Below are 24,808 nucleotides of genomic sequence, written 5' to 3'. Positions count from 1 at the left end.
GTTGGACGCTCTTCTGCGCGCCCTCGTGCGGGCCTCGGCGCCCCGTCCCGCCGCGGCACAGCGCGCCGCCAAGGACTTCGAGAAGGGTTTGTTCCCGGCGGTTGTCGCCGAGATCCGGTGGGCGTTCACGCCGCCGCGCACCTGGCTGATGGGGGTGGTGGCCAACGTGGCCGCCGCCGCCGCCTGGCTGCTGGTGCAGCCGCTGACCCCGGTGGGCCGTCACCACGATTGGGTGATCCTGGTGGGCACCTACTTCTCGTCGTGGGTCCTCGCCGACGTGACCACCACCAACTTCCTGGGCGCGGATCATTACCGCATCGTTCGGGGCCTGTCCGCGGGGGTGCCGTTCGGGCGAATCCTGTTGATCAAGAACCTCGCCCTGCTCGCGATCGTCGGGTTGCCCACCCTGGCCGCCGCGACGGTGCTGACGCTGTGGCTCGAAACGCCTGCGCGCCTGGGCATTACGATCCCCACCGTGGCGGTTCCCATCGTGTCGTGGCTGGGCGTGGGAAACCTCATCTCGGTGCTGCACCCGGTCAGCGTCGAGCCGCTGGTCCGGCGCTGGCGCCAGCGCGGCGATCTGCGCCGCACGCGCAGCTGGCTGCTGGCGCTCGCGCTGCCGTACGCGCTGTACTACGTGGCCGACCCGATGAACGGTGTGGAGCACCGGGTGCTGTGGCAGCAGGTGCCCGCCCTGATCTGGCCGGTGTTCGGGCGCGACACCAAGAGCCTTGTCCACGTTGGCATCGCGGTCACCGTGTCGGTCGCGTGCTGCGTCGCCGCGCTCGGATGGGTGCGCCGGCGCGGGCTGCAGGTCAGGTGAGCTGCGGCTTGATCTCTTCGATGACCCACTGCGCGTAGTCGAGGTACTCGTCCACGCCACCGACGGCCGGAACGGGCACCGCGGTCATCGTCACGCCCTGCTCGGCGAGCCAGCCCAACCGGTCGACGATCTGCGCCGCGCTCATGCCCGGCCGATCGCTTGCGTCGCGGCGCGCGACGTGTCCTTCGCCGACCCGGTTGGTGCCCAGCCCGTGCATCACCTCGAAAGGCCGCCCGTCATAGGAAGGTTGGGACTTGATGTAGTCCAGCTTTTCGGCGATCTGCTCGGGTTTGGTTAGGAACGGCCACCAGCCCGAACCAAAGGTGGCGGCCCTGCGCAACGCGGCATCGGCGTCGCCGCCGATCCAGATCGGGAGATGGGGTTTTTGAACGGGTTTCGGCTCGAAGGCGATGTCGGCGAACGACACGTAGCGTCCTTCGAATGTCGGCGCGTCACTGGTCCACAGTTCAACGATGGCCGCCAGGTACTCGTCGGCGATCCGCCCGCGTTCCGCGAACGGCACGCCCACGAGCTCGAACTCCCGTGCCAGCCATCCGACGCCGAACGTGACCATCATCCGGCCGCCACTCATCCAGTCGGCGGTGGCAAGCGCTTTGGCCAGCACGATCGGATGCTGCAGCGGCAGGATGGTGATGCAGGAATTGACGGCGACCCGTTCGGTGGCGCCGGCGATGAAGGCCTGGGCCACCGTCGAATGCAGGTAGTGCGGCCCGGACAACTCGACGTGGTCGGTCGGGATGACGAGATGTTCGGGCACCGCGATCATGTCGTAGCCCCACTGGTCGGCGCACCGCATCATGCGCCGCTGTTCGGGGCCCGTGACGGTCGCTTCCCATGGTTGCGAAATCGCCTTGAGGCGCAGCATGTGCGGAACGGGGAAGGAGAATTTCACGGGCGTCCCAGCCAGCGGTCCATGTCCCCCAATCTAGGGTGCGTGTTGTTAACCTGGCCACGTGGACTCCGAAACGGACCCTGCCAGCAAAAAGCCGACGAACGCGGCATTGGCCGCGACCAGTCGCGCGTTGCTGTGCATGATGTCCTACGAGGAGGAGATCTCCGGCTACGACCTCAAGAAGTGGATCGACTGGAGCGTCGATCTGTACTACTGGAGCCCGTCCTACAGCCAGATCTATACGGAGCTGAAGAAGCTGGAGGGCTTGGGACTGGTCACGTCGCGCGTCGAGCGGGACGAGGGCACCCGCACCCGCCGGCTCTACAAGATCACCGAAGCCGGCATGGCGGCCGCAATCGAGTGGGTCAACGACGCGCCGGTGGACCCGCCGGTGCTCAAACACAGTGTGCTGCTTCGGGTTACGTTCGGTCACCTCACCAATCCGGCTCGGCTCAAGGAACTGCTGCAAGAACACGTGGCGTTCGCCGATGCCCGCCACCGCAAGGCGGTGGAGGATGCCGACGGCGCCGAGGGCGAACCCGCATGGGCGTATTCGGTGATCGCCTTGCGCTGGGCGGCGAAGTACTACGCCGCCGAGCGTGAGTTCGCGCTCGAGCTCATGAAGGACATCGACGAGGCCGACGCCGTCTTGAAGAAGGCCGAGAAGGGCGGGTTCGGCAAGCCGCGCCCCACGCCGGGGTATTGGCGGGAAATCGAGAAACAGGTCCAGGCGAAGCGCGGCGCCGACTAGTTCTGGTTCAGACTAGTTCTGGTGCGCCTTTCCGGTGCCGTCGCTCGTTTCCGCTCGCCCGCTCGCTGTTTCGGATATCGGAAACGGATATTGAATTCCCTTGTGTCACTGTGGTTTCTGTGGTCACATTGCGGGGTTTTGTGTCGGTGGGCCTCGATAGTTTGACGGTATGGGTTCGGGCGGCATCATCGATCGGGACGCGATCAGCGCGGCCTTCGATGCGCTTGATGCCGCGATCGAGGGCGTGGCGGGGCTGAGTTTTGATGCGCTGGCTCCTCGGGAGTGCCTGGCGTTGTTAGAGCGCTGCGAAAGGGCGCGCCGCCGGCTGCCGGTGGCTGAGCATGCGTTGATCAATCACCTGGCCCGCCAAGCCAGCATCGAAGAACTCGGCGGCCCGCTGGATCAGGCGATCGCCGACCGGCTGCGGATCAGCCACACCGAGGCCGCCCGGCGGGTCAAAGACGCCGCCGATCTGGGCCCGCGCCACGGCCTGACCGGTGAACCCTTGCCCCCGGTGTTGGCGGCCACCGCCGCCGCCCAGGCCCGCGGTGAACTCGGCGCCGCCCATGTGGCGGTGATCCGCCGGTTCTTTCGTCGCCTGCCGGGCTGGATCGACCCAGCCACCCGCGAGCGGGTCGAGGCCGAGCTGGCCGGTCACGCCGCGTATCACCGGCCCGACGAACTCGACGGCCTGGCCCACGTCCTGGAAGATTGCCTCAATCCCGACGGCCTGTTCACCGATGAGGACCGCGCCCGTAGCCGCGGGGTGACCCTGGGCCGCCAACAAGCCGACGGCATGTCGGAGTTGCGGGGCCTGATCACCCCCGAACTACGCGCCACGCTGGAGGCCGTGGAAGCCAAACTCGGTGCGCCGGGCATGTGCAACCCTCTCGACGACACCCCGTGCGTGGAGGGGACGCCCAGCCAAGAGGCCATCGATCGTGATACCCGCTCGGCTGCTCAGCGCGGCCATGACGCCCTGCTGGCGGCGCTGCGCGCGCTGTTGGCCTCTGGGGAGTTGGGTCAGCACAACGGGTTACCGGCCTCGATCATCGTCACCACCACCCTGGCCGAGTTGGAGGCCGCCGCCGGGCGAGCCCTGACCGGCGGGGGCACCATCCTGCCGATGAGTGAGGTGATCCGCCTGGCCCGCCACGCCCATCACTACTTGGCGATTTTCGATAAGGGCAAGGCCCTGGCGCTGTATCACACCAAGCGGCTGGCCTCCCCGGGACAGCGAATCGTGTTGTACGCCAAGGACCGCGGCTGCACCGCCCCGGGCTGCACCGTGTCGGGTTACTACTGCGAAGTCCACCACACCACCGACTACAGCACCTGCCACAGCACCGACATCAACCAGCTCACCTTCGCTTGCGGCCCGCATCACCGCATGCTCGACCCAGGCGGCTGGACCACCCGCAAAAACACCCGCGGCGACACCGAATGGAAACCCCCACCCCACCTCGAGCGCGGCCAACCCCGCACCAACACCTACCACCACCCCGAAAAACTCCTCCACCACGAACACGACGACGACGAAGCCGACAATCCCGGCGCCGCATAACACTTCGCGATCGCCGCTAGCTCAGATGGCGCCGACCCGCCTCGCCCGGCTGCGCCGCGCGCACGATCGCCGCTAGCTCAGATGGCGCCGACCCGCCTCGCCCGGCTGCGCCGCCTTCGCGATCGCCGCTAGCTCAGATGGCGGCGACCCGCCTCGCCCGGCTGCGCCGCGCTCGCGATCGCCGCTAGCTCAGATGGGGCCCACCCGCCTCGCCCGGCTGCGCCGCGCTCGCGATCGCCGCTAGGTCCGATGGCGCCGACCCGCCTCGCCCGGCTGCGCCGCGCTCGCGATCGCCGCGTCCTGGGCCGCGATGTAGCCGTACACCAGACCCTGCGCAATCGTCGCGCCCGCACCCGGATACGTCGTGCCGAACGCGTTCGCGGCGGTGTTGCCGATCGCGTACAACCCGGCGATCACCCCGCCGTCCTCACGCAGCACCCGCGCCCGCTCGTCGGTCCTGAGCCCACCGCAGGTGCCCAGATCGGACAGCACCACCTTCACGGCGTAGAAGGGGCCGTTGACCAACGGACGCAGATTCGGGTTCGGCTTGACCGTCGGGTCGCCGTAATAACGGTCGTACGCGCTGCGGCCGCGGCCGAAGTCGGGATCCTCGCCTGCGGCGGCGTTGTGGTTGAACCGCGTCATCGTCTCGAAGAACGCCGACACCGGTACACCGATCCGCGCGCCCAGATCGGTGAGATTATCGGCGCGGGCCGCAATGCCGGCGTCATACCAGGCCTGCGGGACGCGCATGCGCGGGAACAGTTCGGCGCCAAAGACATAACTGTTGCGGTATTGCTGGTCGAAGATGATCCACATCGCCTCGACCGGGCTGCCGGATCGCTCCAGCTCGAGCACCCGCTGCCCGAACGACATGTAGTCGGTCGCTTCGTTGGCGAACCGGCGCCCGTGCTGGTCCACGATGAGGCAGCCCGGAAGCGACCGCTCGGCCAGCATCACCGCGGGCGCCTTGCCGGGCAACGGCGCGATGGCGGGGAACCACCACGCCTGATCCATCAGGTCGATGCCGGCGCCGAGTTCCTGGCCCGCCCGGATGCCGTCGCCGGTGTTGGCCGCGGCACCGAGGCTGAGATCGGCGCCCAACGACTCCGATTGGAATTTCCACCGCATGTCCATGCTGTGGTCGAAACCGCCGGTCGCCAGCACGACGCCGCGCCGGGCGGTAATCGTCACCTCGCGGCCGCCGTGATCGACGACGGCGCCCGTCACGCGCTCGCCGTCGCGGACGAGCCGCACGAGCGCGGTGTCGGTCCACACGGGGATCCCGGCGCGCAGCACACCGGTGAACAGCCCGGCCGCCAGGCCCTGACCGCCCGCCGCGTAGCGCCGGCCCACCATGCGGCCCGCCACGCCCTGCGCCAATCGCTTGCCGTACGTGGGAATGCCCTTGCGCGGCATCCGGGCGACCAGATTCATCCAGCGGTAGTCGGCGCCCGTCGTCGGCATCGGAACACTGACCTCCATCAGGCCGGGCTCCAGCCGGGTGCGGTACGCGCCGAGCAGCGAGGTGTCGAACGGACGGCATTCGCAGGTGCGCCCGGCCGCGCTGCCACCGGGCGCCTCGGGGTGGTAGTCGGAATAATCGCGGGCCCAGAACAGCCGCAGCGGCGTCATGCGGCGCAGCATGTCCACCGTCGCTGACACGTGCGCCAGGAACCCGGCCGACCGCTGCGCGGGCGCCGACCCGGCGACCACCGAGTCCAGGTAGGCGCCGGCGCTTTCGGCGCTGTCGCCGGCGCCGGCCTCGGCCAGCACCGGGCTGGCCGGCAGCCACAGCGCGCCGCCGGACCGGGCGGTCGAGCCGCCCACGTACGACGATTTCTCCACGATCAACGCCGACAACCCGGATTCGTGGGCGGCCAACGCCGCCGCCATGCCGGTGCCGGAGCCGACGACGAGCAGATCCACGGCGGTGTCGGCCACGGGAAGCCCGGCAGGGATCGTCGTGCTGCGCGTCGTCACGTTCGAAACGGTAGGCCGCGCAGGCGCGATACCGGAAGAGCCGTCCTGATGAGTGGAACAACCCGGCCCACACGCCGGCCCGGGGGAGTTGAATCGCGCCCATGACGTCGCAGACTGAGGCCGACGAAATTCGGTTGATAGAAGCGCAGGCGGCGCCGACGCGGTTCGCCCGCGGCTGGCACTGCCTGGGACTGATCCGGGACTTCGCCGACGGCAAACCTCACGCGATCAACGCCTTCGGACAGAAGCTCGTCGTGTTCCGCAGCGGTGACGGCAACATCAACGTGCTCGACAGCTATTGCCGGCACATGGGCGGCGACCTGTCCCAGGGCGAGGTGAAGGGCGACGAGATCGCCTGCCCGTTCCACGACTGGCGCTGGGGCGGCGACGGCCGCTGCAAGCAGGTGCCCTACAGCCGCCGCACCCCCAAACTGGCCCGCACACAAGCCTGGACGACGCTGCAGCAGGACGGCATGCTGTTCGTCTGGAACGACCCCGAGCGCAAACCGCCGCCACCGGACGTGACGATCCCGCGCATCGAGGGCGCCACCAGCGACCAGTGGACCGACTGGCATTGGTACACCACGGTCGTGGGAAGCAACTGCCGCGAAATCATCGACAACGTCGTGGATATGGCGCACTTCTTCTATATTCACGGCTCGTTGCCCACGTACTTCAAGAACATCTTCGAGGGGCACGTCGCCACGCAGTACATGAACGGCGGCAGCCGGCCGGACATGGGTGGCACCGGATCGCAGATGCTGGGGACGACGTCGGTGGCGTCCTACTACGGTCCCTCGTTCATGATCGACGACCTGACGTATCACTACGAGCATGGCGACGCCAACACGATCCTCATCAATTGCCACTATCCGATCGACGCGAATTCCTTTGTGCTGCAATACGGCATCATCGTGAAAAAGTCGGAGGTGATGCCCGACGACCAGGCGATGGAAACCGCGGTCACCCTCGGCGACTACGTCAAGCTCGGTTTCGAGCAGGACGTCGAGATCTGGCGGCATAAGGCGCGCATCGACAACCCGCTCCTGGTCGAGGAGGACGGGCCGGTGTATCAGCTGCGCCGCTGGTATCAGCAGTTTTACGTCGACGTCGCCGACGTGCAACCGGACATGGTGGATCGCTTCGAGTTCGAACTCGACACGACCCGGCCCTACGAGGCGTGGATGAAAGAGGTCGAGGCGAACCTGGCGGCGCGGTCCGCCGCGGCCGGCTCGGTGTGATGGCACTCGACTGGTCCGCCAGGACCGACAATCGACTGGTCGACACGCCCATGGCCCCGGTCACGTGCCGCGAGTGCGGTGCGCGGGTGCTGGCCCGCAAGAGCAGCTGGAACCAGACGAGTGTGCAGTGGAACGCCGATGCCGCGAAGCGCTGCATCGAGCGCCGTGAGGCCGAGCGCCTCGCCGGTCATCATCGCGGGCCGTTCCTGGTGTGTGCCGCGCTGCGGGACTCGATCCAGGCCGCCGTGGCCACAGGAGAATTGGCGGTCGTCGACCCCGTAATCTGATGACCGTGAATGGTGCATCACGCGTCGCCGTCGTGACAGGAGCCAGCCGCGGCGCCGGACGCGGTATCGCGGCCGCGCTCGCCGCCCGCGACTGGCGGGTGTATGGGACGAGCCGCACCATCAGCGACGCCCCACCCGGCGTCGTGGCCGTCCGTGTCGATCACGGGGACGACGACGCCGTCAAGGGCTTGTTCGACCGCGTGCAAGACGAGTGCGGCCGCCTCGACCTCCTGGTCAACAACGCCGCGGCCATCTCCGACGCGCTGGTCAGCCCAAAGCCCTTCTGGGAGAAGCCACTCGAGCTGGCCGATGTGCTCGATGTGGGATTGCGATCGTCCTACGTCGCGTCATGGTGCGCCGCGCCGCTGCTGGTCGCCGCCGGCCGCGGCCTGATCGCGTTCACGTCCTCGCCGGGGTCGGTGTGCTACATGCACGGTCCCGCGTACGGTGCGCAGAAGGCCGGCGTCGACAAGATGGTCGCCGACATGGCGGTGGACTTCCGGGGCGCCGGGGTCGCGACGGTGTCGATCTGGATGGGCATCCTGCTGACCGAAAAGCTCCGCGCCGCTTTCAGTGCGGATCCTGCGGCGCTGGCCGCAACGGCCGAGCATGCCGAAACACCCGAATTCACCGGGCATTTGATCCACGCGTTGTTCTGCGATCCGCACCTGGAGGAGCTGAGCGGGCAGGCGCTGATCGGGGCGGAACTCGCTGAGCGTTATGGGATCACCGACGAGGGCGGCCGCCGCCCGCCGTCGCACCGGGAAATGCTCGGCTCGCCCCGGACGCCGAGCAGCGTCGTGGTGCGCTAGCCGGGCGGGACGCTCACGCGTGCGCGCCGCCGTCGACGCGAATCTCCGTTCCGGTGACGAATGCCCCGTCGTCGGAAGCGACCATGGCGATCACCGCGGCGACCGCGCTTGCGTCGCCAAGGATTTCGCTGTCCGCACCGTGCAGCAGCGGAGTCTGCTTGGCCCACAGGCCCAGGTCATAGCCGTCGGGCATTTTCTCGAGCGTGCTGTTGGCCAGCGCCGTCGAGATCCCGCCGGGCTGGATGTTGACCGCGCGCAGCCCTCGCTTGGAGTACTCCAGCGCCAGCGAATGGGTGAAACTCAAGATGCCGCCCTTGCTGGCGGCATACGCGGCCATGTAGGGGTGGGCGAACGACGCAGCGGTCGAGGTGAAGTTGACGACGACACCTCGGCCGGATTCGAGCAGCGCCGGTAGTGCCTGACGCGTCATCAGAAAGGTGCCGGTCAGATTGACCGCCAGCGTCCGGTTCCAGTCGGCCAGCGTGGTCTCGTGAGTGTGCGAACAGGTCTGCACCGCAGCAACATTGACCAGTACCTCGAGGCCGCCCAGGTCGGCCGCCGCGGCATCGACGGCGGCAACGACATCGTCCTCGACGGAGATATCGAGCACCGCGGTGGTCAGTCGCTTGGCCGTGCCGGCCTCGTCGGCGGCGGCCGCCGTGCGCGCCAGCCCGTCCGCCGAGACGTCATAGGCCACGACGGTGGCCCCCTCGTCGAGCAGCCGGGCCACGGTGGCCTGTCCGATGCCGGAGCCGGCACCGGTGACGATGACGCGCCGATCGGCGAAACGATCCACGGTGCAAGGCCTTTCGGTCACGCCAGTTGGAAGGCGCTGATCGGGGCTTCCTCCGGATAGGTGGCCGGGCCGCCCAGGTCATAGGCGGCGTTGAGCGCGCTGATGAACGCCGGGTCGTGCAGCGGCTCGGCCGGGATGTCGAGGTCGATGCCCTTGCCCTTGAGGTCGTCGACCATGATGTCGATGGCCTTGTCGACGGTCAGGTCGTCGCTGCCGTCCATGTTCTTTTTCAGCTCGTCGAAGTCGGAGAACACTTCGGCCGACCAGTGCACCAGAAACCGCAGCTCGTCGGTGTGGTGGCGGGCGATCACGTCTTCGCCGTTTTTCAGCAGCCAATGCTCGCGGCTCGTCGGGTCGCCGGCGAACACGGTGTCGAACGCCAGTCCAGGCGGAATCTGTTGATCCAGTGGGCCATTCGCCTCACCGCGGTGCACCATCATCTCGTTTTGCACCACCACGCCGCGATTGTTGATCGGCGGCAGGATGCGTTGTGGCGCCTTGAGCGGACCGTGCGGCCAGTAGGTGAAGCCGCTGCCGGCATCGAGTGAGAACCAGGTGATGACCTGCGCCATCTTGATCAGATAGTCGCGGAACAGGCCGGATTTGCCCATGACGCTGGTCAACCAGGTCGGGGCGTTTTCGTGCCGCACACCGCGGAAGCTCGGCGAATCCAAGTGGCCGGGGTCGCGATTGGCGCAGGGTCCGTTGATGTTGAACAGCATCAACTGGGGCTTGGCGTATTCGGCGTTCCAGTACTCCTTGGCCATCTGCAGGAAGCGCTCGTTGTAGAAGCAGTCGTGCAGTTGCGGGTAGAGCACGGCGCCGTAGTTCGCGAGATAGCCGCGGAAGGTCGGGGTCAAAAACAAATCCAGCGATGGACTGAACCCCTCGGGAAACATGCCGCTCATCGTCGCCATCAACTCGTCGGCGGACGCGAAGTGCTGCGCGATGATCAGCTTCCACGGGCCTTCCGTGCGCACCACATCGAGAAGGCGCTCGCGCTGGTCGTCGGTGTAGACGTTGTCGATCTCGCGGGGCGGCGCGGCCGGTCGCAGCACGTCGGAAAGCTCCATCCGGCGCTCGTCGGTGAGCATCAGCGGTCTCCTTTGTCGGTTCAAGGTTGGTTGATTGTGCGCAGCATCACGGCGATACGGTCGACGGCTGTCCGGTGATCGGGACGTCAAACCGAAGCGGATGGGCGAACTTGGCGCGCAGCAGCGCCCCGATCTCCGCGAGGGCCAGCCGCCCCCGCGCGGTGGCATCGGAGCGCATCAGAAAGCCGTGGTACATCCCGGGATAGCGGGTGACGGTGGTCTGCACGCCGGCGTCGCGCAGCCGGTCGGCGTAGCGCTCACCCCAGTCCCGGATCGGGTCGCAGCCCCCGGTGACCACGATCGCCGGCGGTAGGCCCGACAGATCGGTCGCGTACGCGGGAACCTGATACGGGTCCGTGGGCGGGCCGGCGTCGCCGTCGGCCAGCGCGTGCATGTACTCGATGTCATCGCGGGTGAGCAGCGGTGCGTCGGGCATCGCGGCGATCGAGGCGACGGACATGTCGCGGTCCAGGCCGGGATACAGCAGCACCTGCGCGCAGATGGCCGGCCCGTGGCGATCCCTCGCCGCGAGCGCCACCGCCGCCGCCAGCGCACCCCCGGCGCTGTCGCCGACCACCGCGAGCCGCTCGGCGTCGACGCCCAATTCGGCGGCGTTTCGCCACACCCATTCGGTGGCGGCATAGGCGTCGTCGAACTGGGCGGGCGGCGCTGACTCCGGGGCGAGCCGGTAGTCCACGGCCACCACGGTGGCCGCCGCTGCCGAGGCGAGCTCACGGGCCAGCGGTTCGAACGAGCGGTTGGATCCCATCACCAGGCCGCCCCCGTGAAAATAGACCAGCACCGGGCCACCGGAAGCCGTTGTCGGACAATAAATCCGGACCGGCACGTCGTTGCCGTCGCTGGGGACGAGCGTCTCGGTGAGGCTGGCCATCTCGGGCATGCGTGGCGGCAGCGGCGCGGATTCGAGCCCGGCGCGCACCGCGGCCAAACCCCGTTGCCGCATCGGAGCGATCTCGCCGAACGAGGCGATGCGGGCGGCCGCGTCGGGATCAAGTGCGTGCGGGGTCATGTCGCGGTCACGTCAGTGCGGTGCGGATTCGAACCGGGTCTCGGTCCGCAGTCGTGGGGGTTGTTGCGCGGCCAGCACATTGGCCCGCTCGGCCATCGCCGCGCCGACGCTGTCCGGGTGGGTGTGCAGATAGAAGCGGCCCTCGGCGGACTGTCCGAAGATCCTCTCGGCGGCTTCCAGCGGATCCATGGACGCCGCCTTGATCCCGAGCATGGTCGAGCGTTGGGTTTCGGCGGCGGCGTCGCCCGCCGCGCCCGGGTCCACGCCGCCCGCCGACTCGAAGATGTTGGAGCGCACCGGCCCGGGCAGCACGGCCTGGACGTGGATGTGATGGTCGTGTCCCGTGGCCTGCACCTCGAGGTGCAAACATTCGGTCAACGACAACACCGCGTGCTTGCTCACGATGTAGGGCGCCTGCAACGGGATCGCCACCACCGCGCCCACCGATGCGATGTTCCACACCCACGCCTGGTCATCGGTGGCCATCATCTTCGGCAGAAAGGCCCGCACGCCGTGGAAGACGCCGCTGACGTTGACGTCCATGACGCGTTGCCAGTTGGCCACCGGCGTATCCCAGAGGTAGCCGAATTGTTCGATCCCCGCGTTGTTCACCAACAGGCGCACGGGACCGGCGTCGCGGTAGGCGCGGTCGGCGAGGTCCTGCACGGCCTCGGGGTCTCGCACGTCGCAGACGACATCGTGCGCCACGCCGCCACCGGCGGACAGCTCCTCGCGCAGCGCCGCGACCGCCGCCCCGTCGACGTCGGCCAGCACGACCGTCATGCCCAACCGGTCGGCGTACCGGGCCAGCCCGGCGCCGACGCCGGATCCGGCGCCGGTGATGACCGCGACGCCGCCCCCGAAGATGCCCCGAGCGTCCATGACTATGCGCCGGCGCCGCTTTCGGCGTGCAGGTCCGAGAGCAGGACCGAGTTGGTGGCGTCGAGGATCACGTCCATCTCGGTGAACTCCAGGCCTAGTGGGCCCGCGCCGCGGCGCCGGACGCCCACGTTGACCACCCCGCTGGACACCGCGAACGGCACGAAGTTGGCGATCTGGTTGACGAAGATATAGAAGCGCGCGCGGGTGACCCCGTCGTCAGCGCCGGTGCGGTGCACGTTGGTGGCGTGGTGGCGCAACGGGTAGGGGCTTTGCTTGCGGTGCTCGGACAGCCATTCCATCACCGCGTCACGACCGGTGAGCTCCGGTGACATCAGCTCTTCGAATGGGCTTGCGCCGGAATCGCTTCGGGTCAGGTAGTGGACATCCTCGGCGTAGCTGCGCCGCAGCTCGTCGTAGTGGGCCTCGTCGTAGTGGTACCAGAAGGACGCGATGAACTCCTGTAATTCCGGCAGCGTGATGTCGGTGCTCATGGGCACGAGTCAACTCCGGTGTGGTCCCGGTAACATCGCCGATGCCCGGTCAGTGGAACACGGCCTGGAATTCAGCCGGTGATCAGCTCCCACAGGGCTCCGGCGCTCGCGTGCATCGCCGCGTCGGTGAGCCGTTCGTCCCAATACCGCACGGAGCCGAACTCCGAGCGCCACGCGAGCGCCGCGCGGGTGAACTCGTGCAACCGGTGCTCCTGGGTGGTGCCGATCGCGCCGTGCACTTGGTGGGCGTTGCGCACCACCACCGAGGCGGCGTGGCCGCCGCACGAACGCGCCACGGCCACAAGGAATTCCAGGTGCGGCGCCGACCATTGACCGATGACCCCGGCGTGCAGTGCGGCCTCGGTCGCCGCGCGGGCGAGCGCGGCCTCGGCGGCGATATCGGAGATCAGGTTCTGTACGGCCTGGAACTTGGCCAGGGGGCGACCGAACTGGACCCGCGCGGCCGCGTGGTCGACGCACAGCTGCAGGATCCGATCCAGGGCGGCGCTCACTTGGATGGATCGCACCAGCGCGGCTTTCAGCCGCAGCTGGGTGAGCAGAGCCGCGGTGACCGGGACGCCCTGCAGGCCCGCCGGCTCGGCGGTCACCGTGTCGCGTGGCTCGCCGATCAGGTTGCTGCCCGGGGTGACCGTGAGCTGCTCGGCGGCGACGTCGGCAACCCGGTGTCCGCCCTCGGCTCGCCACACGACCACGATCCGCTCGGCGGAACTGGCCCAGGGCACCGCCGTCGCGGTTCCCTGCTTGTCGAGCACGCACACGGTCCGAACCGCGTCGTCGGTGGGCATTTCGCTGGCCTCCAGTAGCCAGCAGGCCAATAAGTCGTGCTCGGCCAACGGGATTCGAACCCCGTGGCCGGCGGCCGCGGTCACCAGTTCGGCGGCTTCGTACCAGGTTGCCCCGCTACCGCCGTGCTGTTCGGCACCGGTCATGCGCACGAGGCCGAGTTCGTCGAGGCGCCGCCACAGGGCGGGGTCGCGCTCGATCGTCGCCGCGGGCGGGTGCTTGTCGCGGTAATCGGAGAACACCGCGTCCATCATCTCGACGAGGGCGCCGTCAACGGAGGGCCCGGCGCTCATCGGATGCCCAACCCGCGCGCGAGCACACCGCGCAACACCTCGTTGGTGCCGCCGCGCAGTGTGAAGCCGGGCCGCTGATCGACGGCCGCGCACACCAGGTCCGAGAAGGCCGAGTCGGGGGCCTCCTGCAGGTCGGCGAATTCCGCGATGTCGCCTTCGGTGGTGGTGCCCAGCACCTTGACGACCGCGGCGGGCAGGTCCGCGGGTTCGTGCCGTTCCAGTGCGCCCGCCACCGCGGTGGACATCTGATGTAGGCCGGCGATGCGCGCCACCAGGCGCCCCAGATCGGGGTCGCGCGGGATGGCGTTTGACGCCATGCGGTCGGCGCAGGACTCCAACAACACGAACGTCGACAGGAACCGCTCGGGCCCGCTGCGTTCGAAGGCGAGCTCGGAGGTCACCTGTTGCCAGCCGTTGCCGATCTCACCGAAGACCATGGTGTCGGGGACGAAGGCCGATTCCAGGATCACCTCGTTGAAATGGTGGGCGCCGTTCATCGACACGATCGGCCGGATCTCGACGCCGGGGCCCCGCAGGTCGACGATGAACTGGCTCAGCCCGGCGTGCCGGTTCGCCGGGTCCACCGGTGCGGTGCGTGCGAGCGCGATGAACGCGTGCGCGAGGTGGGCGCCCGACGTCCACACTTTGGTGCCGGTGAGCGACCAGCCGCCGTCGACGCGGGCGGCGCGGGTGTGCACGCTGGCCAGATCGGAACCGGAGTCCGGCTCGCTCATCCCGATGCCGAAAAAGCATTCGCCGCGCACGATCCGGGGCAGGAACTCCGACTTCTGGTGCTCTGTACCGTATTTGAGTAGCGAGGGCACGATCTGGCGATCGGCGATCCAGTGCGCGGCCACGGGTGCGCCGGCGGCCAGGAGTTCCTCGGTGACGACGAACCGTTCCAGGAATGAGCGCCCGTGCCCGCCGTATTCGGTCGGCACGGTCATGCCCAGCCACCCGCGGGCCGCGAGGGCGCCGGTGAAACTTTCGTCCCAGCCCGTCAGCCAGGCGTCGACCGAAGGGGTGAACGCGCCCGCGGCCAATTGATCGGCTAGAAAATCGCGCACCTCGTTGCGCAACTCCTGGGCGGTCGCGGCGTCGGCACTGGCCGGCGGGACCAGACGGGGGAGTGCCATCAGCGCGTCTTCAGGGTGTCGGTATCGAGAACTGGGCTCATCCCGGCCACTGTAGTGAGGAGGCGTCGGCCCGGGATCAACTGAGGGCGTGCTGATCGAGACTGAAACGCTCCCGCAGTACGCGTTTGAGCAGCTTCCCGCTGGGGTTCTTCGGCAGCTCGTCGACGAAGAAGACGCGTTTGGGCGTCTTGAATCCGGCCAAGCGCTCCCGGCAGTGCGAGACCAGGTCCTCTTCGGTGAGAACGGTGCCGTCGCGCGGGACGACGGCGGCCACCACCGTCTCCACCCACACCGGGTGCGGGAGTCCGAACACCGCGACTTCCTGAACACCGTTGTGCCGGTAGAGGATCTCCTCGACCTCCCGGCTGGCCACGTTTTCGCCGCCGCTGTTGATCATGTCCTTCTTGCGGTCGACGACGTGCAGCAGTCCGTGTTCGTCGAAGTAGCCCAGGTCGCCGGAGTGGAACCAGCCGCCCTTGAAGGCCGCGGCGGTGCGCTCCGGGTCGTCGAGGTAGCCGGGCGTCAAGTGCGGGCTGCGGTGCGCGATCTCGCCGACCGCGCCGGCGGTGACCGGGTTGTCGTCGTCGTCGAGGATGGCGGTTTCCACGTTGAGCACCGGCCGGCCGGCCGAGCCGCCGTGGGCGTCCTGCTCGTCGGGTCCCAGGGCGCAGGCCAGCGGCGCCAACTCGGTCTGGCCGTAGAAGTTCCACAGTCGTAGGTTGGGCAGCCGCTCGCGGATCTCGCGCAGGATTTCCGCCGGCATGGCCGAGGCCCCGTAATAGCCCTTACGCAGGCTGGACAGGTCGACCTCGTCGAACACCGGTGAGCGCAGCAACGAGATCCACACCGTCGGGGGAGCGAAATAGTTGGTGACGCGGTAGCGCTCGATGGTGCGCAACACCGCGTCGGGCTCGGGCCGGGGCAGGATGATGCTGGTGGCGCCGAGGTAGACGTCGGTGGCCAGGAAGTTGTCCAGCTGCGCACAGTGATACAGCGGGAGCGAGTGGATCTCGACGTCGTCGTGCGACATCTCGCCGGCGACGATCGTGCTGACGTACTGCCACATCAGGCTGCGGCTGGTGTGAATGGCGGCCTTGGGCCGGGATTCGGTCCCGCTGGTGTACATCAGCCGCACGGGTTGGTCGTCGTCGATGTGCGGGCTCGGGGCGGGTGTGTCGGTGGTCAGCCACTGGCTGAAATCCGCCCAACCGGGCACGCCCTGGTGTCCCTTCGGCACCAGGGCGACCTTGGCCCTGACCGCCCCACCGAGCCGAATCGCCTCCTCGGCGGTCGGTGTCAGATCCGCTTCGACGACCAGGCCGCCGACCCGACTGTGGCCGAGGATGTAGGCGACCTCCTCGGCGGTCAGCATGAAGTTGATCGGGACCAGGACCACTCCCGCACGGGCCGTCGCGAATGCCAGCACGGCGTACTGCCAGCAGTTGCGTGACAAGAGCCCTAATCGGCTGCCGGGCCGAAACCCGCTGTCGTGCAACGCCGCCGCCGCCCGGTCCACCAGGTGGTCGAATTCGGCGAATGTCAGCGCGACACCGTCGTCGATGATCGCGATCTTGTGCGGGTGCCGGCGGGCCGATCGCCGTGGGATATCGCCGAGCCCGTGGCGACGCGCCCGTTCGATCATGGCGTCGAGGTCGTCGGACTGCATGCCGGTCACGGTAGGCGCCGATGCCCGTCGGCGGGTCGTTCGCGTCCCGCTGAGTAGACACGGCCCTGCCCATGGCCGCGGATCGCCCCGATACTCGGTGGCATGAGCAGTGGCGTCCCGTTCACGACTGAAAGTGCCGGATGGACGGGCCCGGATTTCGACGAAGTCGACGACCTGCGCGCCAACCTGCGCCAGGCCGATCCTGGCGTTCTGGTCGCCGTGCTGGCGCAGCTGACCGGGGACCCGACCGTCGCCGAGCGGTTCGCACCGAAAATCACCCATGTGCCCGACCCGCCGGAGCAGGCGGGCGTCACCGATCCGGAAACGGCCGCGCAGCTCATCGACGAGATCGTCACGGCGCTACGGGAGCCTCGCCGGGCGGACGCGGTGCCGGCCGACGACCTCGACCTGTTCGCCCGCGTCGCCCCCATCGCGCTCGGCGGAACAATCGACCCCGAGTACCTCGGACTGCTCCTCGAACAGGGTGGTTTCCAGCCCTCACAACCGGTACTGCCGCGCACCGCAAAGCTTCCCGCCGACTTCCGGGTGGTCATCATCGGCGCGGGCATCGCCGGCATCACCGCCGCGCTCGCGTGCGCGGACGCCGGTATCGACTATCAGATCATCGAGCGCAACGACGAGGTCGGCGGCACCTGGTACACCACCACCTATCCCGGCATCGGGGTGGACACGCCCTCGGCCTACTACTCGCTCTCGCGAGACATCAACGGCGACTGGTCGAGTTATTACCCGCAGGGTGCGGAGTATCAGGCCTACCTGGTGTCGGTGGCGAACAAGAACGACCTCCGCAGGAACACCCGGTTCGGTACCGAGGTGAAAGCGTTGTGGTGGGACGAGGGCCGCCGGCAGTGGCAGATCCACGCGGTCGGACCGGACGGAACCCGCGACGTCAGTTACGCGAACGCGGTGATCCCGGCCGCCGGGTACCTCAACCGGCCGCGGTGGCCGGAACTCCCGGGCCGCGAAACGTTTTCGGGAATTTCTCTCCATTCCGCGCTGTGGGATCCGAACCTGGATCTCACGGGGAAGAGGGTCGCGATCATCGGTGCCGGGTGCACCGCGGTCCAGATCGTCGACGCGTGCGTGGACCAGGTCGCGCACATGACGGTGTTTCAACGCCAGCCGCACTGGGTCGCGCCGCGGCGCCGGCCCTCCGACGATGTTCCCGCCTATCGGCGGTGGCTGGGCACCCGGTTGCCCTACTACGCCAATTGGATTCGGCTCAAGTCCTATTGGGGGACATCGGACAACAACTATCCGGTGATCCTGCATGACGAGCAGTGGGCGGCCGAGCATCTGTCGATCTCGCCGGCCAACGACGTGCTTTTGCAGATCTGCCTCGATTACATCGATCGAGTGTTCGGTGCGGGCAGCGAGCTCGCCCGCAAGGTCACGCCCGACTTTGCGCCCTACGGCAAGCGGATCATCCGCGATCCCGGCGGCTATTACGCGGCGCTGGCCCGCGAGCACGTGGACGTCGAGGCCAGTGAGCCCGCGCGGGTCAACGAGGCCGGCATCGTGACCGCCGACGGCAGGCAGATCGACCTCGACGTCATCGTCTACGCGACCGGCTATTACCTGGATTTCCTTTCCACGGTGGATATTCGGGGTCGCGACGGCAAGAAGTTGACCGAGGAATGGGGCGACTCGCCGCGGGCCTACCGGGGCGGGATGGTGCCGGGATTCCCGAACCTGTTCATCTCCTCGGCCCCCAACTACAGTCCGGGTCACGGCGCGGGGCACAACTTCGGTGTCGAAGTGATGGTGCACTACGTGATGGAATGCCTGCAGTTGATGGCGCTGCGCAAGGCCACCACCTTGGAGGTGACGCAGCGCGCCTACGAGGACTACGTCGCCCGCCTCGATTCGACCATGGCCGGCACCGTATGGCGCCACACGCCGTCGGCCCACACCTACTACCGTTCCGGCGACCGGATTGTCATCGCCTTCCCGTACCGCCTGGTCGACTTCTGGCGCGATCACCGCGCCCCGGCCGAGGAGGATCTCGAACTTCGATGAGCCGATTGCTGTCGGGCAAAACCGCTTTGGTCACCGGAAGCAGCCGAGGCATCGGCCGCGCCATCGCGCGGCGGCTGGCGGCCGAGGGCGCCACGGTCGCGGTCACCGCACGATCGCACACGCCTTCGTTGTCGACGCGGGCCGGAACGGCCACCGCTCTGTCCGGCACCATCGGGGAAACGGTGGAACTGATCGAGGCCGACGGCGGCTCGGCGTTCGGCATTGCAAGCGACCTGGAGGATGCGCAGCAGCGCGACGGTTTGGTCGACGCGGTCCTGGACCGAACCGGACGCATCGACATCCTGGTCAACAACGCCGGTTTCGCCGACTACGCGTTGGTCGAGGACATGAGCCTGGAGACGTTCGACCGCACCGTGGAACACTACCTGCGCATCCCGTTCGCGCTGACGAAATCGGCCGTGCCGCATATGCGTGGCCAAGGGGCGGGCTGGATTGTCAACATCGGTTCGGTCACCGGCGTGGCCCCGGTTCGGCCGTACCGCGAATACAACAAGACCTCCGGCGACGTGGTCTACGCGTCCCTGAAAGCTGCGCTGCACCGGTTCACCCAGGGCGTGGCCGCCGAGCTGCTGGACGCCAACATCGCGGTGAACTGCGTCGGCCCGTCGACCGCGGTACGCACGCCCGGTGCCGCGCAACTGATCCCGGATTCGTTCCCGACCGAACCGGTCGAATATCTGGCCGAGACCGTGCTGGCAATGTGCCATCTGCCCGCCGCGGAGCGCACCGGATTGGTCGCCTTCAGCCTGCACTACCCGTGGTCGCAGCGACTGCCGGTGCACAGCCTGGACGGTACCGAAGTGCTGCCCCCGTTACAGCCGCCGGCGACCGCCAATCCGGGCATCCTGCCCGCGGGCGTCTAGCTCAGCACCGGGTCGGGGATGGCGCAGAAGCTGTGGCATACCCGGTCGCGGATGATCACGTCGGTGGTTTCCGGGTCGAACCAGCGGTCCACCACCGCCCAGTGGACGGGGTGCATCAGGTAGGGCCCCATCAGCGCCTCGACGTCGGCGAACTCCTGCTCGAACACGTGTGTCCACGAGCAGGTTCCGACCGGCGCGGACACCCGGCTCAGCTGCCAGACCCGGATCGTCGGTAGGTACCGCGGCATCGACGACAGCTCGCGCTCGAACCGGGCGAGGGTGGGCTCGGGTGTGCCCGGCTGCACGCGCAGCAACAGCGTCCGGTAGACCGTGCCGGCCGCCTCGCCGCAGCGCACGGGCGAACCCGCATAGCTCGCGCCGTTGACCCGATCCACCGCCGGATCGGCCAGCACGGCAGCGAGATCCTCTGTCGCGCGGGCACATTGGTCCGCGGTGGCGAACCGCAGGTGCAGCAGGATGTCGCCCCCGTTGCGCGAGCCGGGCAGCGTCGGCTGCACCACCCCGCGCAGCGGCGCCGCCGCGCGGGCGGTCGTGCGCAGCTCGTCGAGGATCCGGTCGCGATCGGCGTCGGCGACGTCGATCAGCCGCGTGAGGTTATACATCGCACAGCCCGTCGACGTCGTCGGCGGAGGCGGCGAAGGAGCGGGACCGCTCGGTGACCAATTCGCCGATCCGCGACCACCATTCGCCCAGCGCCGGATCCGGTCGGCCTTTCCAGGTCATCTCCCACCATGCCTGCGCGCTGGGCAGTGTCCAGGTCGCGGTGATGACGTTGCTGTCATCGTCGAACCAGATCGGTGGGCTCACGAGGATGTCGCGCAGCGTCATCCCGCGGGCGCGTGCGCCGGGCGCGTATTCGGCGAGGTAGGCGTCGACGAATCGGCGGGCACACCCGGGTCGTGTCACCACCCTGTCGATCACGAAGACTTCGCCTTCGGCCATGAGCCGACCGTATGGCACGCCGGGGACGCGGCGTCGTCGGCTCCCAGCCACCGGGAACCTACCGTTGCAATAGCTCGGCGAGGGCGGCGGTCGCCTCTTTGCGCGCCCGGTGCGCGATGTCGAGCGTCGGCATCGTCATGAACCCGTGAATGCCGCCGTCGTAACACAATTGCCGTGTCGGCACGCCGGCCGCTGTCAGGGCGGCGCCGTAGGCCAGTCCCTCGTCGCGCAGGGGATCGTGGCCGGCGACCGCCACCACCGCGGGCGGGAGCCCGCGCAGGTCGGCGTTCAGCGGTGTGGCGTAGGGGTGGGCGCGGTCGTCGTGCGAGGGCACGTAGCAGTCCCAGTACCACTGCAGCGCCGGTTTGGGGTTGTAGAAGCCCTGGCCGAACAGCCGGTAGGACTCGGTGTCGAAGTCGGCCGCGATCACCGGGTAGAGCAGCAGTTGGGCCGCTGGCGCCGGGCCGCCGCGGTCGCGAGCCATGATCGCGGTCACCGCGGCCAGGTTGCCGCCGGCGCTGTCGCCGCCCACGACCAGACGGCCGGGATCGGCCCCGAGCGACCCGGCGTTGTCGTACGCCCAGCGCGTCACCGCGTACACGTCCTCGGCCGCCGCCGGCCAGGGATTCTCCGGGGCCAACCGATAGCCGACCGAAACAACCACGGCGGGAACGAGGTTGGCGAGGTTGCGGCACAGCCCGTCGTGGCTGTCCAGGTCACAGAAGACGAACCCGCCGCCGTGTGCATAGACCACGATCGGCAGCGGTCCGGCCGCGTCGGGACGGTACACGCGGACGGGTATCGGGCCGTCCCGACCGTCGATGGAGCGATCGGCGGCCTCGGCGATGGGTTCGGGCCGCGCCGGCGGCACCAATCTGGACCGGATGAGGGCTCGAGCCTGCGCGCCGCTCATCTCCTGAACCGGGGGGAACCCACTGTCCAATTGCTCGATGATCGCCGCGATCTGCGGGTCGAGGCTCACGCGTACTGCAGGGCGGGTTGTCGCGCGGGGGCGGGGTGTTGTGACCGCAGGGAAAGCAGCGGCCGCAGCGGCTGCAGGGTCGGGGCGACTCGTTGCGGGCCGCCCTCCACGTTGCGCCACACGCCCATCGCGGTCATTCGCACCGGGGCGGCGAGGCGCTGGTCGAGCGCCATGCGATTCAGCGGACCGCACACCGACACGGCCGCCACGGCCTCACCGGGACTCCCGATCGGGGCCGCGACACAGCCAAACCCCAGTAGGGATTCTTCGCGCTCGTAGGCGACGCCGTGCGCCCTGACCTTGGCCAGTTCCGTCGCCAGTTGCGGAGCGCTGGAGATCGAGTATTTGGTCAGGCGGGCGCCCAAGTCGATGTCGGTCTCCTCGTCGCGATAAGCCAGGATCGCCTTGCCGACCGCGGTGCAGTGCGCGGGCTGACGGCCGCCGACCCGGGTGGGGATCGCACCGACCATGCGGTCGCCGACCTTGTCGAGGTAGACGACGTCGGCTCCGTCGAGCACCGCGAGGTGCACGACAAGCCCGGTGGCGCGGTGCAATTCACCCAGCAGTGGGCCCGCCGCCCGCACCAACCGATCCTGGTGCACGGCAAGCGAACCCAGCTCCACCAGCCGCATGCCGAGCTCGTAGTCACGACCGCTGCGACGCAGCCAGCGCAGTTGAACCAGCCGCTCGAGCATCCGGTGCGCCGACGAGCGCGGCAGGCCGGTACGCCGCACGATCTGGGCCAGCGTGAGGCGTCCGGGGCCGTCGAAGGCGTCCAGGACCAGCGAGATGCGGTCGATGACGGCGGTGGGGGTTTCGGCGGGCGCGGCCATTCATCCTCCTGGCTGGCATATTCCTATTAGGAATATAGTTCTACCACAGGGCTGTGGCCGCTGTCACATGGCGTGCCGAAAGAACCCGCGAGCGGGAGGCGCTCCTCGCACGCTCGTAACGCAGGGGTGCAATTTCGGCGGGATATCCCACCGTGGCGTTACGCCCGCGGAAAAAGACTCGCCGAGCGCCCGGCGCGGCGGCCGTAGAAGCTGCCGTCACCGAGCGAGACGCCGCTGGCGTAGCCCCACGCGGCCAGGCCGGCGGTGCACCGGCCGGCGGCGAACAGCCCGGGTATGGGCGCGCCGCTGACGTGCAGCACCTCGGCGTCCAGCGTGGTCGCCAGCCCGCCCAGGGTGAAGCCGCCGGTGCTTTCCCGCAGGTCGATCGCGCCGACCGGCGATCCGATCGGCTTGATCCACTCGGACTTCTTGTGCAGCAGCGGATCCTCGCCGCGCGCGGCGCCCTCGTTGTAGGCGGCCACGGTGGCCTGCAGCGAACCGGGCGGCAGGCCCATGTCGCGCTCCAGGTCCGCGACGGTGTCGGCCACCCAGGTCGCCGGGCGCAGCATCAGCTTCGGCGACCACGAGGCCTCCGCCGCCTCCTGCGCGTCGCCGTCGATGATCAGGTACGCGACGTTGTCCTGCTGGTACAGCGTGAGCTGGCCGATCCGCCCCGGATAGGTGTCCTCGGCGACGTAGCGCTGACCGCGCCCGTTGACCAGGATGCCGCGCACCAGCTGCTGGGGGTCGACGAAGATCGCGACCTCGGTGGCGTCCATGTGCGCCAGGTCGGCGCCCAGCGCCTGCGCCATCCGGATCGCCTGCCCGTCGTGCTGCTCGATCGACGCGGCCGGCCGCCCCGCGATGCGCGGCGCGTAGCGCGCCACCATCGCGTCGTTGTAGGCGAAACTGCCGGTGGCCAGCACGACCCCGCGGCGCGCCCGGATCGTCATGTCGTTGCCGTACTGGCGGGCGCAGATGCCCACCACCCGGCCGTCGGATTCGGTGATCAGCCGCTGCACCCGCACGTCGTAGAGGGCCCGCGCCCCGGCGGCGGTGGCCGTTTCGACGAGGGGCTTCATCAGCATGTAGCCCGCACTCGCTTCGCCCTGCTTCTTGTTCTGCATCTGCGGGACGTGCCCGCGCGGGGCGGGGGAGGCGATCGTGTTGAACGGATAGGAGTTTTCGCCGCCGCTGTACATCAACCCCTGGTCGCCCATGGGCTCCCAGCCCGGCTCGGAGAAGAACTCCGCCTTGAACGGGACGCCGCAGCCCACCAGCCAGTCGAAGTGGGCGACGCTGCCGGCGCAATAGTCGGCGATCCTGGCCTCGTCGGCGCCGGGGCCCATCGCGACGTTGAGGAACGCCGCCATGTTGTCGACCGAATCGCTGAAGCCGCAAGCCTTTTGCAGCGGCGTGCCGCCCCCGAGGTAGATGAATCCGCCCGCCATCGATGCCGCGCCGCCCCAGGATCCGGTGCGCTCGAGCACCAGGACGTCGGCGCCGGACCGGGCGGCTTCCACCGCCGCCGCGGCGCCCGCGATCCCATAGCCGGCGATGACGACGTCGGCCTCGGCGTCCCACGACGTGATCGACGACGCCGCCACCGGCGTCACGTCAGATTCGGCGATCACATGCGCATGGCCGCGGGTGGTTCCGGAATCCACTCGTGGCCCCAATAGCTGTCGGCGGTGATTTCCTCTGCGGTGTAATACGTTTCGTCGACCCGCATCCCGTCGGTGCCGAATTCGATGTCCCAGTCGCCGGGCGCGCGGACGTAGAAGGACACCATCTTGTCGTTGGTGTGCCGGCCCAGCGTGGACGCGACGGTGAAGCCATCGGCGTTGACGCGGTCGAGCGCCTGGCCGACGGCGTCGAGGGTGTCCACCTCCACCATGACGTGCACCAGCCCGGGGTCGCGCTGCTGGGCGGCGGGGCAGATCGCCAGGCTGTGATGGCGCGCGTTGATGCCGAGGAACCGCACCCGGATCGGTCCGAACTCGGCGGGCAGCGGCACCCGGAACGCGCCACGAGACCGGAAACCGAGCACCTCGGTGTAGAAGTCGACGACGCCGTTGAAATCGGTCGCCGGCACGACGACGTGGCCCAGACCCTGGTCGCCCGTCACGAACTTCGCGCCGAACGGGGTGATCACCGGGCTGTGGTCGAGCACCGCGCTGTGGAACACCTCCAGCGTGGTGCCGGCCGGATCCTCGAAGGTGATCACCTCTTCGACGCGGCGGGCGTCGGCCTCCTGGACGGACAATTCCTTGAAACCGACACCGGCGCCGTCCAGGGCGGCCTTGACCCGTTGCAGCGCCTGGTGGTCACGCACTTCCCAGCCGACCGTGATCACCCGGTCAACCTCGCCGGGGACGACGATGATCCGGGCCGCGCGTTCGTCCATCCGCAAGTACAGCGCGGACTCGTCGGGTCCTTTCCCTTCGGCGAATCCCAGCACACCGAACGCGAAATGGCGCCAACGCTCGATATCTGAGGTCGAAACCGTGATGTAGCCAAGGCTTTTCAGGTCAGACATT

At 68.6% G+C, this 24,808-nt stretch carries 24 protein-coding genes; 8 read left to right on the top strand and 16 right to left on the bottom strand.

The window, feature by feature from the left end; translation table 11 throughout:
- The first annotated feature begins 25 nt into the window (after positions 1-25).
- Positions 26-823, top strand: coding sequence for a hypothetical protein (locus P6281_RS13935; RefSeq protein ID WP_225331770.1), 798 nt, complete (start codon positions 26-28; stop codon positions 821-823).
- On the opposite strand, the gene P6281_RS13930 is transcribed toward P6281_RS13935, so the two are convergent.
- Positions 816-1,736 (bottom strand): TIGR03619 family F420-dependent LLM class oxidoreductase, encoded by a 921-nt coding sequence (locus P6281_RS13930; RefSeq protein WP_014382706.1) that lies wholly within the window; start codon positions 1,734-1,736, stop codon positions 816-818. The genes P6281_RS13935 and P6281_RS13930 overlap by 8 nt on opposite strands.
- A 61-nt stretch (positions 1,737-1,797) precedes the next feature.
- Between P6281_RS13930 and P6281_RS13925 the strand changes: the two genes are divergently transcribed.
- A complete protein-coding gene (locus tag P6281_RS13925; RefSeq protein ID WP_009956802.1) occupies positions 1,798-2,487 on the top strand; it encodes a PadR family transcriptional regulator in 690 nt (229 codons plus the stop codon).
- A gap of 169 nt (positions 2,488-2,656) precedes the next feature.
- Positions 2,657-4,051 carry an HNH endonuclease signature motif containing protein gene (locus P6281_RS13920; protein WP_202377444.1) on the top strand — a complete coding sequence of 465 codons (1,395 nt, stop codon included), beginning with the start codon at positions 2,657-2,659 and terminating at the stop codon, positions 4,049-4,051.
- Between the two features lie 240 nt (positions 4,052-4,291).
- Here P6281_RS13920 and P6281_RS13915 read toward each other — a convergent pair whose 3' ends face one another.
- A complete protein-coding gene (locus P6281_RS13915; RefSeq protein ID WP_080588017.1) occupies positions 4,292-6,034 on the bottom strand; it encodes a 3-ketosteroid-delta-1-dehydrogenase in 1,743 nt (580 codons plus the stop codon).
- A gap of 101 nt (positions 6,035-6,135) precedes the next feature.
- On the opposite strand from P6281_RS13915, the gene P6281_RS13910 reads away from it, so the two are divergent.
- Genes P6281_RS13910 through P6281_RS13900 form a run of 3 tightly spaced genes read left to right on the top strand, consistent with a single transcriptional unit; the run spans position 6,136 to position 8,374 of the window.
- Positions 6,136-7,275, top strand: coding sequence for a Rieske 2Fe-2S domain-containing protein (locus tag P6281_RS13910; protein ID WP_008257275.1), 1,140 nt, complete (start codon positions 6,136-6,138; stop codon positions 7,273-7,275).
- The gene (locus P6281_RS13905) at positions 7,275-7,562 is read left to right on the top strand and encodes a hypothetical protein (protein WP_008257273.1); all 288 of its coding nucleotides are present in this window, start codon (positions 7,275-7,277) and stop codon (positions 7,560-7,562) included. Before P6281_RS13910 ends, P6281_RS13905 begins: the two co-directional genes overlap by 1 nt.
- Complete coding sequence (locus P6281_RS13900) at positions 7,562-8,374, top strand: SDR family NAD(P)-dependent oxidoreductase (protein WP_324738394.1); 813 nt, start codon at positions 7,562-7,564, stop codon at positions 8,372-8,374. Before P6281_RS13905 ends, P6281_RS13900 begins: the two co-directional genes overlap by 1 nt.
- 13 nt (positions 8,375-8,387) lie before the next feature.
- Here P6281_RS13900 and P6281_RS13895 read toward each other — a convergent pair whose 3' ends face one another.
- The 8 genes from P6281_RS13895 to P6281_RS13860 form a co-directional block, all read right to left on the bottom strand.
- On the bottom strand, positions 8,388-9,170 hold the full coding sequence (locus P6281_RS13895; protein WP_014384856.1) for an SDR family NAD(P)-dependent oxidoreductase: 783 nt from the start codon (positions 9,168-9,170) through the stop codon (positions 8,388-8,390).
- 17 nt (positions 9,171-9,187) lie between these two features.
- Entirely contained in the window at positions 9,188-10,264 is a 1,077-nt protein-coding gene (locus P6281_RS13890; RefSeq protein ID WP_009957266.1) for a hypothetical protein, read from the bottom strand.
- 46 nt (positions 10,265-10,310) lie between these two features.
- On the bottom strand, positions 10,311-11,294 hold the full coding sequence (locus P6281_RS13885) for an alpha/beta hydrolase (RefSeq protein WP_014384854.1): 984 nt from the start codon (positions 11,292-11,294) through the stop codon (positions 10,311-10,313).
- Between the two features lie 12 nt (positions 11,295-11,306).
- Complete coding sequence (locus P6281_RS13880) at positions 11,307-12,176, bottom strand: SDR family NAD(P)-dependent oxidoreductase (RefSeq protein ID WP_009957265.1); 870 nt, start codon at positions 12,174-12,176, stop codon at positions 11,307-11,309.
- Between the two features lie 2 nt (positions 12,177-12,178).
- Positions 12,179-12,667 (bottom strand): nuclear transport factor 2 family protein, encoded by a 489-nt coding sequence (locus tag P6281_RS13875; RefSeq protein ID WP_202377443.1) that lies wholly within the window; start codon positions 12,665-12,667, stop codon positions 12,179-12,181.
- 71 nt (positions 12,668-12,738) lie between these two features.
- The gene (locus tag P6281_RS13870; RefSeq protein ID WP_014384853.1) at positions 12,739-13,764 is read right to left on the bottom strand and encodes an acyl-CoA dehydrogenase family protein; all 1,026 of its coding nucleotides are present in this window, start codon (positions 13,762-13,764) and stop codon (positions 12,739-12,741) included.
- Entirely contained in the window at positions 13,761-14,900 is a 1,140-nt protein-coding gene (locus tag P6281_RS13865; RefSeq protein ID WP_014384852.1) for an acyl-CoA dehydrogenase family protein, read from the bottom strand. The genes P6281_RS13870 and P6281_RS13865 overlap by 4 nt, the downstream gene beginning before the upstream one ends.
- A 76-nt stretch (positions 14,901-14,976) precedes the next feature.
- Positions 14,977-16,575 carry an acyl-CoA synthetase gene (locus P6281_RS13860; protein WP_014384851.1) on the bottom strand — a complete coding sequence of 533 codons (1,599 nt, stop codon included), beginning with the start codon at positions 16,573-16,575 and terminating at the stop codon, positions 14,977-14,979.
- Positions 16,576-16,668: 93 nt separating this feature from the next.
- Here P6281_RS13860 and P6281_RS13855 point away from each other — a divergent pair, with 93 nt between their 5' ends.
- Both P6281_RS13855 and P6281_RS13850 read left to right on the top strand, forming a co-directional pair.
- Positions 16,669-18,606: a flavin-containing monooxygenase gene (locus P6281_RS13855; RefSeq protein ID WP_014382695.1), complete on the top strand. Its 1,938-nt coding sequence runs from the start codon at positions 16,669-16,671 to the stop codon at positions 18,604-18,606.
- Positions 18,603-19,490: an SDR family NAD(P)-dependent oxidoreductase gene (locus tag P6281_RS13850; RefSeq protein WP_324738393.1), complete on the top strand. Its 888-nt coding sequence runs from the start codon at positions 18,603-18,605 to the stop codon at positions 19,488-19,490. The genes P6281_RS13855 and P6281_RS13850 overlap by 4 nt, the downstream gene beginning before the upstream one ends.
- Here P6281_RS13850 and P6281_RS13845 read toward each other — a convergent pair.
- The 6 genes from P6281_RS13845 to bphC all read right to left on the bottom strand — a co-directional run bounded on the left by P6281_RS13845 (position 19,487) and on the right by bphC (position 24,807).
- Entirely contained in the window at positions 19,487-20,113 is a 627-nt protein-coding gene (locus P6281_RS13845) for a Dabb family protein (protein WP_014384849.1), read from the bottom strand. The genes P6281_RS13850 and P6281_RS13845 overlap by 4 nt on opposite strands.
- On the bottom strand, positions 20,106-20,453 hold the full coding sequence (locus P6281_RS13840) for a hypothetical protein (RefSeq protein WP_202376465.1): 348 nt from the start codon (positions 20,451-20,453) through the stop codon (positions 20,106-20,108). The genes P6281_RS13845 and P6281_RS13840 overlap by 8 nt, the downstream gene beginning before the upstream one ends.
- A gap of 58 nt (positions 20,454-20,511) precedes the next feature.
- Positions 20,512-21,435: an alpha/beta hydrolase gene (locus P6281_RS13835; protein WP_014384848.1), complete on the bottom strand. Its 924-nt coding sequence runs from the start codon at positions 21,433-21,435 to the stop codon at positions 20,512-20,514.
- Positions 21,432-22,268 carry an IclR family transcriptional regulator gene (locus P6281_RS13830; RefSeq protein ID WP_014384847.1) on the bottom strand — a complete coding sequence of 279 codons (837 nt, stop codon included), beginning with the start codon at positions 22,266-22,268 and terminating at the stop codon, positions 21,432-21,434. Before P6281_RS13830 ends, P6281_RS13835 begins: the two co-directional genes overlap by 4 nt.
- A gap of 158 nt (positions 22,269-22,426) precedes the next feature.
- On the bottom strand, positions 22,427-23,935 hold the full coding sequence (locus tag P6281_RS13825) for an FAD-dependent oxidoreductase (RefSeq protein WP_051019737.1): 1,509 nt from the start codon (positions 23,933-23,935) through the stop codon (positions 22,427-22,429).
- Positions 23,899-24,807 (bottom strand): biphenyl-2,3-diol 1,2-dioxygenase, encoded by a 909-nt coding sequence (bphC, locus tag P6281_RS13820; protein WP_008257238.1) that lies wholly within the window; start codon positions 24,805-24,807, stop codon positions 23,899-23,901. The genes P6281_RS13825 and bphC overlap by 37 nt, the downstream gene beginning before the upstream one ends.
- Position 24,808 lies beyond the last annotated feature (1 nt).

The organism is Mycobacterium sp. 5-140-3-2 (assembly GCF_035666375.1).
Classification (GTDB): Bacteria; Actinomycetota; Actinomycetes; order Mycobacteriales; family Mycobacteriaceae; genus Mycobacterium; species Mycobacterium intracellulare.
The sequence above is the reverse complement of the archived record's forward strand: the minus strand, read 5'-3'. Positions and strand labels throughout refer to the sequence as shown.

What these genes read in the sequence shown, in the direction of transcription:
- P6281_RS13900 (WP_324738394.1), top strand. Translation starts at nt 7,562, where the DNA reads ATGACCGTGAATGGTGCATCACGCGTCGCCGTCGTGACAGGAGCCAGC.
- P6281_RS13880 (WP_009957265.1), bottom strand. Translation starts at nt 12,176, where the DNA reads ATGGACGCTCGGGGCATCTTCGGGGGCGGCGTCGCGGTCATCACCGGC.
- P6281_RS13855 (WP_014382695.1), top strand. Translation starts at nt 16,669, where the DNA reads ATGAGCAGTGGCGTCCCGTTCACGACTGAAAGTGCCGGATGGACGGGC.
- P6281_RS13845 (WP_014384849.1), bottom strand. Translation starts at nt 20,113, where the DNA reads ATGTATAACCTCACGCGGCTGATCGACGTCGCCGACGCCGATCGCGAC.
- P6281_RS13850 (WP_324738393.1), top strand. Translation starts at nt 18,603, where the DNA reads ATGAGCCGATTGCTGTCGGGCAAAACCGCTTTGGTCACCGGAAGCAGC.
- P6281_RS13890 (WP_009957266.1), bottom strand. Translation starts at nt 10,264, where the DNA reads ATGCTCACCGACGAGCGCCGGATGGAGCTTTCCGACGTGCTGCGACCG.
- P6281_RS13875 (WP_202377443.1), bottom strand. Translation starts at nt 12,667, where the DNA reads ATGAGCACCGACATCACGCTGCCGGAATTACAGGAGTTCATCGCGTCC.
- P6281_RS13830 (WP_014384847.1), bottom strand. Translation starts at nt 22,268, where the DNA reads ATGGCCGCGCCCGCCGAAACCCCCACCGCCGTCATCGACCGCATCTCG.
- P6281_RS13920 (WP_202377444.1), top strand. Translation starts at nt 2,657, where the DNA reads ATGGGTTCGGGCGGCATCATCGATCGGGACGCGATCAGCGCGGCCTTC.
- P6281_RS13865 (WP_014384852.1), bottom strand. Translation starts at nt 14,900, where the DNA reads ATGGCACTCCCCCGTCTGGTCCCGCCGGCCAGTGCCGACGCCGCGACC.
- P6281_RS13870 (WP_014384853.1), bottom strand. Translation starts at nt 13,764, where the DNA reads ATGAGCGCCGGGCCCTCCGTTGACGGCGCCCTCGTCGAGATGATGGAC.
- P6281_RS13905 (WP_008257273.1), top strand. Translation starts at nt 7,275, where the DNA reads ATGGCACTCGACTGGTCCGCCAGGACCGACAATCGACTGGTCGACACG.
- bphC (WP_008257238.1), bottom strand. Translation starts at nt 24,807, where the DNA reads ATGTCTGACCTGAAAAGCCTTGGCTACATCACGGTTTCGACCTCAGAT.
- P6281_RS13840 (WP_202376465.1), bottom strand. Translation starts at nt 20,453, where the DNA reads ATGGCCGAAGGCGAAGTCTTCGTGATCGACAGGGTGGTGACACGACCC.
- P6281_RS13910 (WP_008257275.1), top strand. Translation starts at nt 6,136, where the DNA reads ATGACGTCGCAGACTGAGGCCGACGAAATTCGGTTGATAGAAGCGCAG.
- P6281_RS13885 (WP_014384854.1), bottom strand. Translation starts at nt 11,294, where the DNA reads ATGACCCCGCACGCACTTGATCCCGACGCGGCCGCCCGCATCGCCTCG.